Genomic DNA, 10,840 nt, shown 5'->3' with positions numbered 1-10,840 from the left:
GTCTTGACCATCACCCGCCATCATCCCGCAACCCCCCAGGGGGTTGCACACGAAGTACCCCGCTCCTTCACGCCTCGTCTTGCATCACTCTCCCCACCCCCTTTCCCCGGGGAGAGTCCATGACAAACCAAGACACCCCCGTGCCCATAGCACTGCGGAACCACCCCACTCCATGCCGAACTGGGTCGTGAAACGCAGTCGCGCCAATGATACTCGGACCGCAGGGTCCCGGAAAAGTCGGTCAGTGCGGGGGTTTTTCTTTTCCATCTATCAGCCCACCTTTCGAGGTGGGCTGTTTTCGTTGCTGATCGGCTGGAACCAGAGCAGTTCTGCCAATGGTGATGGTCTGCTCTTCAGGGTCAGGTCGGAGTGCGGCCGGCGGGCCAGGTCTCGGCGCGGTTCCGGCCGGACGCCTTGGCATGGTACAAGGCCCGGTCGGCGGCGTCCTTGAGCCCCACCCCGGCCCGCGTGTCCTCTTCGCTCAGGTCGGCGGCGTCCGCCACGCCAATGCTGACGGTCACGACGCCCAGCGGGTGCCGCGGGTGCGGCAGGCCCAGCGCCCCGAGCGCCTCACGGATGCGCCCGGCGACCGTCTCGCCCCCGGCGCGGTCCGTGTCGAGCAGCAGCGCCGCGAACTCCTCACCCCCGTAGCGGGCCACGAGGTCCGTGCTGCGCGGCGCGCAGGCCCGCAGCGTGCGCGCCACCTGCTGCAGGCAGGCGTCCCCGGCCGGGTGGCCGAGCGCGTCGTTGAACCACTTGAAGTGATCGATGTCGATCATCAGTAGCGTCACGGGCAGCTGACTGCGGGCGTGCAGGGCCAGCGCGTGCGCGTACTGCGCGTCGAAGGCACGGCGGTTGGCGATGCCGGTCAGGGCGTCCGTCTGCGACAGCGTTTCCAGCTGGTCGTTCAGGGCGTTCAGGCGCCCGTTCAGGACGAGCAGTTCCGCCTCGCGTTCCCGCCGGGACCGCAGCGCGCGGGTCAGGCGGGCGGCGCTGGTCGTGCGGGCGCACAGCGCCGCCGGGCGGATCGGCTTGGTGACGTAATCGGTCGCGCCCGCCTGGAAGGCTGCGTCCAGTTGCTCCTCCTCCTGCACGGCCGTCACCATGATCACGCTCAGGTCCTCCAGGTGCGGGTGGGCGCGTAGTTCCCGCAGGAAGGTCAGGCCGTCCGTGCCGGGCATGATCAGGTCCAGCAGCAGCACGTCCACGCCGTCCTCATGGGTGCCGTCCGGGTCGCCCGTCATGCCGAGCGCGAGCCGGGCCTCGTCGAGCGTGCCGGGCGCGCGGATGAACGCGCCGGTCGGTGCCAGGGCCTGCGTGAGCATGGCGCGCATCAGGGCGCTGTCATCGATGATCAGTACGTTCATGAATCCGGCCTCCCCGGAAGCGCCGCGTCTTTCCAGGCGTCCGGCAAGGTAGCACGCGCCGCGCGGGCCGGCCGCGCCGTGACGTGCAGCCCGCGGGCTGCCCACGCCGCGCGCGTTTCCGCCGACTCGCTCAGGACGCTCAGGCGACCGGCGGGCCACCCGGCCTCCAGCGCGGCTCCCGCCAGCCGCGCCGACACCACGCCCAGCCGCTGCCCGGCAAAGGGAACCACGCCGGTCGTGACCTGCACCTCGAAGCCCAGCGCCCGCAGGTGCGTGCCGGTCGAGTCGGCTGCCAGGGCGCTCACGTCCATCACGGCCGCTGCGGGCGCGGCCTGGACGGGCGGCGCGACCGGAGTCTCCGGTGTGGGGTGGGCGTCCGGCGTGGGGTGGTGGCCGCGCAGGTTCAGGATCAGCTGCTCGGCCTCGGGCGGGGGGGGCTCACCGGGCCGCAGGTCGGACAGCTGCGCCAGGATCAGGTCGCGGGCGGTAAAGGCGTCCGGAAGCCAGCGGCCCGGGTCCAGCCGGCCCGGCCGGTCCCGCAGGTGCTGCAGCAGGTCCTCGAACGCACCCATCAGGCCGTGCAGGGCGTGCAGGTCGAGCATGGCCGCGCCCCCCTTGATGGAATGCGCCGCCTGGAAGGCCGAGCGCAGCGCTTCCGCGTCGTCCGGGCGTTCCTCCAGGGCGTGCAGCGCCGCCTCCAGCGCCGTGAGCTGCGCGGCCGTCTCCTGCGCGAACAGCGGCAGGAAGCCGTGCGGATCCAGCGTCATGCCAGCCGCCTGAGGGTGTCACGCAGCTCCGCCGGACCGAGGACGCCCGTGGGGTTCAGGCGGACGAGCGCCTGTTGCGGCATGGACGGGACCGTGGCGCTGTCGGGCCGCTGCACCAGCGTCGTCGCCCCGGACCGGTGCAGCCGCGCGAGCCCCTCGGCCCCGTCGCTGCCCATGCCAGTCAGCAGCGCCGCCGTGACCGGCCCACGGTGCGAGCACGCCGACCCGAACAGCGCGTCGATGGACGGCAGGTGCTCCTGACCCGCCCGGCCCGGCCGGACCCGCAGCGCGCCCCGCGTGACCTCGACGTGGTGTCCGTCCGGCGCGACGTAGAAGTGCCCCCCCTGCAGGAGCAGGCCGTCGCGGGCCGCGCTGACCGGCGCGCCGGTCAGCGTGCCCAGCCACTGCGTGAGGTTCGCCCCGAAGCCCGCCGAGATGTGCTGCGCGATCACCACCGCGCCCGCCGGCGTCAGGTCCCGCAGCAGCGACGAGAGCAGGCGCGGGCCGCCGGTGCTCGCCCCGATCAGCGTGAGGCGCGGTCCGCTCCGGCCGTCCCCCGCGCCGCCCGCGTCCGGCGCTGGCGTGGGCGCGGCCCACCCGGCCGCCGGCGCCGCGATCACGCTCCCACGGCACAGCGCCGCCGCGGCCGCCAGGTCCGGCGCGACCAGCATGTCCGGCCGTGGGGTGCCCCCCACCACGATCAGACGCAACCCCAGTCCACGTGCCTGCGCGCGCACCCACCCGAGGTCCAGGTCCGGGAGCGGCAGGGCCAGCAGCAGGGTCGCGCCGCGCAGCCCCTCGCGCCTCAGGTACGCCAGCGCGCCCGCCACCGACACGGTCAGCAGCCGGGGCGCGGGCAGCAGGCGCGCGCCCTCCAGCCGCTGCTGCGGGTCCGCGGCCACCAGGACGGTCAGGCCGGGGGCGCCCTTCACAGCAGCCTCCGCACGGTCTGCAGCAGCGCGTCCTGACTGAATTCACCCTTCACGAGGTAGGCGTCCGCGCCGGCCTCCGCGCCGGCCGCCCGGTCACCGGGCGAGTCCAGGGACGTGAGCAGCACCACCGGCAGGTTCGCCAGCTTCGCGTCGGCCCGGACCCGGCGCACCAGGTCCAGTCCGCCCAGCCCCGGCATCTCCACATCGGTCAGCAGCAGGTCCGGCGGCTGCACCTGCAGCGCCTCCAGCGCCTGCGTGCCGTCCGGCACGGCCAGCACCTCGAAGCCTGCCTGCTGCAGGATCTGCGTGATCAGCTGCCGGGTCACGGCCGTATCCTCGGCCAGCAGCACCCGCGGCGTGGCCGGGACCGGCGCGGGCGGCCGTTCCTGCCCGCCCGCGCCTGGAAGCAGGCGCAGCGCCAGCACGTTCAGGACCGGCACGACCTGACCGGACGGCAGGATCGCGGCGCCCTCCAGGTGCGGGGCGTCCTGCAGCGGCCAGCGCAGCGGCTTGATCACGATCTCCTGCTCGCCCACCAGGGCGTCCACCAGCAGCGCCAGCCGCTGCGTGCCCTGACGGACCAGCAGGTACGCGCCCCCGGCCTCCGCCGGTCCCGGTGAACCCAGCAGCGCCGCGAGGGACGCGGCCGGCACGGTCTGCTCACCGATCCGCAGCACCCGCCGGCCCTCCAGCGTCTGCAGCGGCCCGGCCCGGCCGGCCCGCTCCACCCAGGTGACCGGCAGGGCCAGCAGCAGCTCGGCGCAGCGCACCACCGCCACCCGCGTCGTCGCCAGCGTGAGCGGCACCCGCAACGTGACCGTGGTGCCCTGGGCCGAGCTGCGCAGCGTCACGTCCCCCCCCAGCTGCCGCGCCTGCGTGCGTACCACGTCCAGCCCCACCCCGCGCCCCGACAGGTCCGTGACCCGCTCGCGCGAACTGAACCCCGGCGTGAACAGCAGGTCGGTGAGGGACGCGTCGTCCTCCTCCTCGGGCAGCGGAAGGCCGCGCCGGACGGCCGCCTCCCGCACCGCCGCGACGTTCACGCCGCCCCCGTCGTCGGCGACCGTGACCTCCACCCGGCCCCCTGCGCTGCGGGCGTCCAGCCGCACGGTGCCCACCGGGGATTTCCCGGCGGCCTCCCGCTCCGCCGGACCTTCCAGGCCGTGATCGGCGGCGTTGCGGATCAGGTGCAGCAGCGGCGCACGCAGGCGGTCCATGGTGTGCCGGTCGAGTTCCACCGCCGACGCGCCCACCACCAGCCGCGCGCGTTTCCCGGCCTGCCGCGCCGCGTCGCGCAGGGTCCGCTCGAAGCCCAGCAGGAACGGCCGCGCCGGCTGCAGCCGTGCGGCCAGCACCTCGCGCGCCAGGTCGTCCGTCAGGGACTTCAGCGCGTGCTGCGAGGCCTGCACGGCCCGCCAGGCCCCGGCGTCCTGCGTGTCGCGCGCCTGCGTCAGCCGCGCCTGCAGCTGCAGGCGCGTGCTCGTCAGCTCCCCGGCCAGCGCCAGCAGCGCGTCGAGTTTGCGCACGTCCATCCGCACGAACTGCGCCTCCTCCGCCCGGTCGGCCGGGGCCTCCGGCGCGGCCGGGCGGGGGTCGGCGGCGCCGCCCAGCAGCCCCAGGGTCCGCAGCCGGGTCTCCCACCCGTCTGCCGGCGCGGACCGGGTGGAAGACGCGTGCAGGGCCTGCTCGGCCTGGTCCGCCGCGGCCATCAGGTCCGCGCGGCCCTCCACGGCCGCCGCCGCCCGCAGCGAATGCAGCGCCCGCGCCGCCGGTTCCCCCCCGGCCCGCAGGTCCGCGCGCAGCGCCAGCCACTCGCCGCGCAGCGCGCCGCTCAGGTCGCGTTCGGCGTCGAAAGCCCCGTCCGGCGGCCGGTCGGCGGGGCCGTTCAAGGGTGCCCGCTCCCGCCCGCGTCCGGCCGGTACGCCGCAGCGCCGCCCGCACGGCTCACGCCGACTCCGCCGGCGCGCGCTTCCGGACGCCCGGACGCGAACACGCCGTCCTCACGTGTGGTACCGGGCCGTCAGGCCGTTGAGCTGCTCGACCAGCGCCTGCAGGTGCCGCGCCACCTGCTGGTTGTCCTGCGTGACGTTCAGGTGCTGCAGCGTCGCCTCGTTGATGTCGTGCATGGCGATCGCGATCTGTTCCATGCTCAGCGCGTGCTGCTGCACCGATTCCGAGATCTGCGCGGTCATGCGGGCGGCGTCCTCGTTCACGCCGCTCAGCGCCTGGATGGTCCGCCCCGCCCGGTCGATCAGCGCCGTGCCCACCTGCGCCTGCTTGCTGCCCTCCTCGGTGGCCAGCACGGCGGCGTTCGTCGCCTGCTGCACGTCCTCGAGCATCCGGCGGATCTGCTGCGTGGCGCCCTTGGACTGCTCGGCCAGCGTGCGGATCTCCTGCGCGACCACCGCGAAGCCGCGCCCCTGCTCACCGGCGCGGTTGGCCTCGATGGCGGCGTTCAGGGCCAGCAGGTTCGACTGATCGGCGATGTCCGCGACCGTCTCGATGATCTCGCTGATCTGACGGGAGTGCCGCGAGAGGTGCAGCATGTTCTGCGCGATGTCATCCACCCGGCCCTGCAGGGCCACCATGCCCTGCTCGGCGGCCTGCGCGGCCTGCACGCCCTGCGCCGCCACCGAGCGGGCCTCCTCGGCCTGCCGGGTGACGCTGCCGGCCACCTCGACCGCGTGCCGGCTGCTGGTGCGGACCTCCTCGACCGCGGCGGTCGTCTCGGCAATCGCCGCCGACTGCTGATTCACGCTGGTCGCCTGCTGGGTCGTGGCGGCCACCAGACTCTGACTGGAGAGCGCCAGCTGCGCGCTGAACTCCTGGTTCTGCAGCGCGAAGGCCCGCAGCTGCGCGAGCATGTCCCGCAGGGCCAGTCCCAGCGTGTCCTGCTCGGAGCGCACGGGCAGCTGCGTGCGCAGGTCCCCGGCGGCCAGCGCCCGCGCCGACGCGGCGACCTCCTCGGTGTGCCGCGTGAGGTCGCGCACGGCGTGACCCACCACGTCCTGAGCGTGCCGGACCGGGAAGGTCACCTGCGACGAGCCGCGGCTCAGTTCCCCCAGGGCCTGCGCCAGCTGCCGCTGCTGCTGCCCCAGCGCCCCCAGCGCCCCCAGCATCTGCCCGATCTCGTCGCCGCTGGTGGCTGCCGGCAGGTCGTCCAGGTAGCCTTCCGACAGCCGCCGGGAGGCGCGCGCGACCACCAGCACCGCCGCCACGATGCGCCCAAGCACCAGCCACGCGCACGCCAGTCCCAGCACCCCGCCCAGCAGCGCCGTCCAGGTCACGATCCGCTGGCTGCGGGTCAGGTCGGCCGTGAGTTTCAGCTGCTCGGCCGAGAGCGCGGCCTCACGGGCGTCCAGGTAGGCGTTCACGCTGCTGACCAGCTGCGCCCGCGCCGGCTGCAGCCGCTGCTCGAAGCGTGCCACCGCCGCGGCCGGCTGCGTGTCGGCCACGCGCAGCAGCGCGTCGAGCTGCGTTTCCAGCGCCGCCCAGTCGCGGCGCACGCTGCTCAGGGCCGGGCTGTTCGGCGCTTCCGCGAGTTGCGTGGCCGCCTCGGCCCGCACGGCCTCCAGCGCGCCCGTCTCGGGCCGGCCGGGGCGCAGCAGCAGGTCCTCGGCGGTCAGCAGGGCCAGGCGGTTGACCGCGCCGCGCAGGTTGGTCAGCACGCGCGCCTGCTGCAGGCCCCGGGTCAGCTCCGCGCTGACCTCCCCGGAGTGACGCAGCGCCGCGACCGAGATCACCCCGGTCAGCGCCAGGGGCACGACGAGCAGCAGCAGCACACCGATCAGTTTCAGACGAATGGACATCAGCAGTTCCTTTGAGTGGGTCATGGCGTGGACCGCCAGGGAGACGGAAGGGCGTGCAGCAGGCGGGTCAGGTCGAGCACCGCCAGCCCGCCCGGCGTCAGGCCGCTCACGCCCGGCGTGTGGAACAGGGGCGGACGGAGCTGGTCATCCACCCAGACGAGGTCGGTCGCGTCGTCCACCAGCAGGCCGCAGGTGGCGGCGCCCACCGACGTGAGCAGCACCCGCCCCGGCCCCTGCGGCTCACAGGCCCGGCCCGTCAGCAGCACGTCGGCACGCAGCACGCCCAGCAGCTCGCCGCGCACCACCTGCAGGCCCGCCACGTGCGGCGCGGTCAGTGGCAGCGCCGTCAGGTTCGCCGGCAGGATCTCCAGCAGCTGGGCGAGCGGCGCGGCGTACGCCTCGCCCGCCACCTGCAGCCGCAGGGCGTTCACGGGCGGCCGCTGCGCGTCGAGCGGCAGGGCCAGCCGGACGGCCCGGCGTTCCAGGCGCGTCACGGCCCGCCCGTCCCGGCCAGCAGCGACAGGCAGCCGGCCCGCAGCCGCGCCGCGTCCCAGCTGTCCGCCCCGCCCGCTTCCAGCAGCGTCAGCGTGTGCCGCGCCTGCCGCGCCGCCCGGGCCTCCTGACCGGCGCGGCGCAGCGCCCAGGCCAGCTGCAACTGCGCCTGCGGGTCCAGCGGCGCCTCGTACGCGGCCCGGCGGGCAGCCGGCAGGTCCGTGACTTCCGGCGCTGGCGGCCGCGCCGCGCCGACCCCGGCCGGACCGGCTGCCCCGGCAGGTGACCGGTCCGCCGCGCCCGGCCCCGCCCGGCGCGGCCTGCCGGGCGGGGTCAGGGCGCGGCGCAGGACCTGGGTGCCGCGCGAGCGGTCCACCACCAGCCCCAGGTGGGCGGGCGGGCGCGGGTCGCTGGGGGCCAGCAGCAGGACCCCGCCCGGCGCCAGCGCCTGCGCGAGGTGCGTGTACGCCAGCGCGGCCGCCCCGGGCGTGAAGTAGATCGTGACGTTCCGGCAGGCGATCACGTCCAGGTCGCGCCGGGGAGCCGGGGTCATCAGGTTGTGCAGGGAGAACCGCACGCGCCGGCGCAGCGCGGGGCGCACCTCGAACTGCTCGCCGCGCCGCTCGAAGGACCGTTCCACCTGGGCGGCCGGCACGCCCCGGAACGACCGCGCGCCGTACCGGCCCTCCTGCGCGCGCCGCAGCGCCTCCGGGTTCAGGTCGGTGCCCAGGACGTCCACCGTCTGGCGCGTGAAGGCCGCCGCCAGCGCGTACGCCTCCTCGCCGGTCGAGCAGCCGGCACTCCAGGCGCGTACGTGCGGGCGGTCGGCCAGCAGCTCCGGCAGCGCCTCAAAGTGCGCGCCGATTCGCTGGAACCACGTCTCACCGACCGTGAAGGCCGCCGCCACCTGCGACGCCACGTCCGGGCGGACCGTCGCGGCGCGCAGCAGGTCGTCCAGTCCGCCGTGCGCGCGGGCCAGTTCATCCAGACGGGCGCGGGCCAGGCCGTGCAGCTGCTCGGTCCAGCGCAGCCCGGCCGTGTCCGCCAGCAGTTGCGGCAGCGGGCCGGTCACGGGTGCCATACCACCGGCAGCACCTGACCGTCCAGGACGGCGTGGGGCGCGCCGGCCGGGACGTCCGCGAGCGGACCGACCTCATCCACCCACCACGCCTCGCGGCGCGGGCGGGTCACGACGATCAGGCGCTGCGTGGCCTCCGGTTCGGCCGGCGGCTGCCCCCACCACCCACGGGTGTCCTGCACGTCCAGCGTCTCGCCGCGCAGGTGCACGCGCGGCCCACCCTGACGCGCGGCGGGCAGGTGCACCATCGGGTACACCCGCTCGATCTGCGTCAAGGGCAGGTAGAACCGCGCCTGACCGCTGCGGCACAGCAGCGCGGGCACGGTCGTCCCGGCGGGAGGGGGTGTCGACGGGGGCGCAGCAGACGAAGACGGGGAAGACACGGTGAGCGGACCTCCGGTCAGGAGTGGGCGGTGGACAGGGGCCGCGCCGGCGGCGGAAACACCCCCAGTGTACGCACCCGGGGTCTTACACGCGCCATACAGTCCACGCGGCCGGCCAGATGAACCCCCCGCACCGGGAGGCTGCGGGCCGGCGTCCGGGTCAGTTGCGCAGCCGGTCGTCGCCGGGGGCGACGGCGAACACGCCTCCCCAGGGGCGGTAGCGGCTGACGAGCGTGTCGCGCCGGACCTGACCGCCGGGCAGCCGGACCTGACGGGTCACGCTGACGAGCGCGCCGGGGGCGGGCATGTCGATGCGGCGGGCCTCGTCGCCGGTCAGGGCGGGGTCGCTCACGAAGGTCGGGCCGGGCGCGGGGCGCACCTGCGACGGCTGCGGGGTGGCCGTCCAGCTGCGCCGCCCGTCGTCCTGGCCGAACAGGTGGACGTTCAGGCGGCCGGTGCGGGTGTCCCAGTCGGCCTGCACCAGCATGGGCGCGGGGGTGTCGTTGCGCCAGCGGAGGTTCTTGGCGGGGGCGTACACGGCGGCGTCCAGGCCCGGCTGGCCGTAGTACGCCACCTGGTAGGAGTGCGCGTGCCGTTCCGTGATGGGCAGGCCCGCCGTCCAGGCGGCGCGGAAGACGGTGGTGCTGACCTGGCACAGGCCGCCGCCGTCCTCGGTGCGCAGGCGGTTGCCGGTGATCACGTAACCCGGCGCGAAGCCGCGCGCGGCGGTGACCGGGCCGATCAGGGCGTTGAAGTTCAGTTCGCGGCCCGCTTCGATCCACTGCCCGTGCACGCGGGACGCCCCGACGCGGATGTTCTGCACGCGGAAGTCCGGGCTGCCCGTGAAACTGGAGGTGCCGCTGCCCAGGTGCGTGATCCGGCGGGTGGCGGCCCAGGCGACGCTGCGGGCCGGGGCGGTCAGGTTCACGCGCAGCGGGGCGCTGTTCCGTCCGGCCCTCAGGGCGTCCAGCACGGCGCGGTCCGAGGCGGCGCGGTCCACGGTCCAGCCGGTGCGGGCCTGCGCGGTCCATGTGCGGCCCGCGCGGCTGAAGCGCAGGTCGCGGGGCGTGCGGGCGTCCACGGCGGCGTACGCGCGGTCCAGGGCGCGGCGCAGTTCCGGGGTCAGGCGGCCACTGCGGCGGACCTGCGCCGCGGCGCCCGCCGGGACGGTCAGGGGCCGTGAGTGCTGAAGGACGGGCCGCTGCACCTGGCCGTTCACGAGCCGGGGTTCCGGGGCGCTCCAGCGCAGGCCCAGCGCGCCGGCCGGGGCGGCCAGCAGGGCGCACAGCAGCGTCAGGAACAGGGTGGTCCGCGCGGGGCGCGAGGGAAAGAGCAGGGAAGTGATGGCAGACCTCCGGGAGACAGGGGGCACCGGGGCAGCGGGGAGCGCGGGGCCGGGATGCCTCCCAGCGCCGCGCCCCCCGCTGCCGGACAGTGGATCAGGGCATGAGGACGGTGTCGATGACGTGAATGACACCGTTGCTGGCGCGCACGTCGGCCCGGGTGACGGTCGCGTTCCCGACCATGACCCTGCCGCCGCTCACGCCGATGTTGACGGACGCGCCGTTCACGGTCTTGGCGGAGGTCAGTTTCATGACCTGCGCGGCGGTCACGCGGCCCGGCACCACGTGGTACAGCAGCAGGGCCTTCAGCTGCGCGGGATCGTTCAGCAGGGCGTTCAGGTCCGCCTCCGGCACCTTGGCGAACGCGGCGTTGGTGGGGGCGAACACCGTGAACGGTCCGGAGCTGTTCAGGGTGTCGACCAGCCCGGCGGCCTGCACGGCGGCCAGCAGGGTGCTGAAGTTCGGGTCGTTCGCGACGATGCTGGCAATGGTGTTGCCGGCGGGCACCATGCCGCCGCCGCCGGCGAGGGCGGAACCGCTCAGCAGCAGGGTGGTCAGGATCAGCTTCTTCATGGTGGACCTCCAGGAATAGAGAAAGGCGCGAATCACGTTGACAGTGATTGCGGAATGTAGTGATGTGCGAGAAGGATGTCTTCTGCGACGCAGTGA

The 10,840-nt window shown here is 74.9% G+C and carries 10 protein-coding genes and 1 rRNA gene; 1 reads left to right on the top strand and 10 read right to left on the bottom strand.

Translation table 11 applies throughout. The annotated features are described in order from the left end of the window. The first annotated feature begins 136 nt into the window (after nucleotides 1–136). A 5S ribosomal RNA gene (gene rrf, locus ABDZ66_RS11610) occupies nucleotides 137–253 on the top strand. Between the two features lie 106 nt (nucleotides 254–359). Here rrf and ABDZ66_RS11605 read toward each other — a convergent pair. The 10 genes from ABDZ66_RS11605 to ABDZ66_RS11560 all read right to left on the bottom strand — a co-directional run bounded on the left by ABDZ66_RS11605 (nucleotide 360) and on the right by ABDZ66_RS11560 (nucleotide 10,744). Continuing rightward, nucleotides 360–1,367 carry a diguanylate cyclase gene (locus tag ABDZ66_RS11605; protein WP_343759010.1) on the bottom strand — a complete coding sequence of 336 codons (1,008 nt, stop codon included), beginning with the start codon at nucleotides 1,365–1,367 and terminating at the stop codon, nucleotides 360–362. Continuing rightward, nucleotides 1,364–2,134: an Hpt domain-containing protein gene (locus tag ABDZ66_RS11600; RefSeq protein WP_343759008.1), complete on the bottom strand. Its 771-nt coding sequence runs from the start codon at nucleotides 2,132–2,134 to the stop codon at nucleotides 1,364–1,366. Before ABDZ66_RS11600 ends, ABDZ66_RS11605 begins: the two co-directional genes overlap by 4 nt. Then, nucleotides 2,131–3,066, bottom strand: a complete 936-nt coding sequence (locus ABDZ66_RS11595) for a chemotaxis protein CheB (RefSeq protein WP_343759006.1) — start codon at nucleotides 3,064–3,066, stop codon at nucleotides 2,131–2,133. Before ABDZ66_RS11595 ends, ABDZ66_RS11600 begins: the two co-directional genes overlap by 4 nt. Further along, on the bottom strand, nucleotides 3,063–4,955 hold the full coding sequence (locus ABDZ66_RS11590) for a hybrid sensor histidine kinase/response regulator (protein ID WP_343759004.1): 1,893 nt from the start codon (nucleotides 4,953–4,955) through the stop codon (nucleotides 3,063–3,065). The genes ABDZ66_RS11595 and ABDZ66_RS11590 overlap by 4 nt, the downstream gene beginning before the upstream one ends. A gap of 111 nt (nucleotides 4,956–5,066) precedes the next feature. Continuing rightward, nucleotides 5,067–6,899: a methyl-accepting chemotaxis protein gene (locus ABDZ66_RS11585; protein WP_343759002.1), complete on the bottom strand. Its 1,833-nt coding sequence runs from the start codon at nucleotides 6,897–6,899 to the stop codon at nucleotides 5,067–5,069. After that, nucleotides 6,896–7,369: a chemotaxis protein CheW gene (locus ABDZ66_RS11580; RefSeq protein WP_343759000.1), complete on the bottom strand. Its 474-nt coding sequence runs from the start codon at nucleotides 7,367–7,369 to the stop codon at nucleotides 6,896–6,898. The genes ABDZ66_RS11585 and ABDZ66_RS11580 overlap by 4 nt, the downstream gene beginning before the upstream one ends. Further along, nucleotides 7,366–8,448, bottom strand: coding sequence for a CheR family methyltransferase (locus ABDZ66_RS11575; RefSeq protein ID WP_343758998.1), 1,083 nt, complete (start codon nucleotides 8,446–8,448; stop codon nucleotides 7,366–7,368). The genes ABDZ66_RS11580 and ABDZ66_RS11575 overlap by 4 nt, the downstream gene beginning before the upstream one ends. After that, complete coding sequence (locus ABDZ66_RS11570; protein WP_343758996.1) at nucleotides 8,436–8,768, bottom strand: chemotaxis protein CheW; 333 nt, start codon at nucleotides 8,766–8,768, stop codon at nucleotides 8,436–8,438. The genes ABDZ66_RS11575 and ABDZ66_RS11570 overlap by 13 nt, the downstream gene beginning before the upstream one ends. 220 nt (nucleotides 8,769–8,988) lie before the next feature. Then, nucleotides 8,989–10,200, bottom strand: a complete 1,212-nt coding sequence (locus ABDZ66_RS11565) for a VanW family protein (protein ID WP_343758994.1) — start codon at nucleotides 10,198–10,200, stop codon at nucleotides 8,989–8,991. A 67-nt stretch (nucleotides 10,201–10,267) separates the two neighbouring features. After that, on the bottom strand, nucleotides 10,268–10,744 hold the full coding sequence (locus tag ABDZ66_RS11560; protein WP_343758992.1) for a fasciclin domain-containing protein: 477 nt from the start codon (nucleotides 10,742–10,744) through the stop codon (nucleotides 10,268–10,270). Nucleotides 10,745–10,840: the final 96 nt, after the last annotated feature.

Origin of the sequence: Deinococcus depolymerans, assembly GCF_039522025.1 — a bacterium.
In the GTDB taxonomy this organism is placed as follows: Bacteria; Deinococcota; Deinococci; order Deinococcales; family Deinococcaceae; genus Deinococcus; species Deinococcus depolymerans.
This window is presented reverse-complemented; position numbering and strand designations above follow the sequence as displayed.

Excerpts from the sequence above, each read along its gene's own strand:
- ABDZ66_RS11605 (WP_343759010.1), bottom strand. The coding sequence starts at position 1,367 with ATGAACGTACTGATCATCGATGACAGCGCCCTGATGCGCGCCATGCTC.
- ABDZ66_RS11585 (WP_343759002.1), bottom strand. The coding sequence starts at position 6,899 with ATGACCCACTCAAAGGAACTGCTGATGTCCATTCGTCTGAAACTGATC.
- ABDZ66_RS11575 (WP_343758998.1), bottom strand. The coding sequence starts at position 8,448 with ATGGCACCCGTGACCGGCCCGCTGCCGCAACTGCTGGCGGACACGGCC.
- ABDZ66_RS11600 (WP_343759008.1), bottom strand. The coding sequence starts at position 2,134 with ATGACGCTGGATCCGCACGGCTTCCTGCCGCTGTTCGCGCAGGAGACG.
- ABDZ66_RS11560 (WP_343758992.1), bottom strand. The coding sequence starts at position 10,744 with ATGAAGAAGCTGATCCTGACCACCCTGCTGCTGAGCGGTTCCGCCCTC.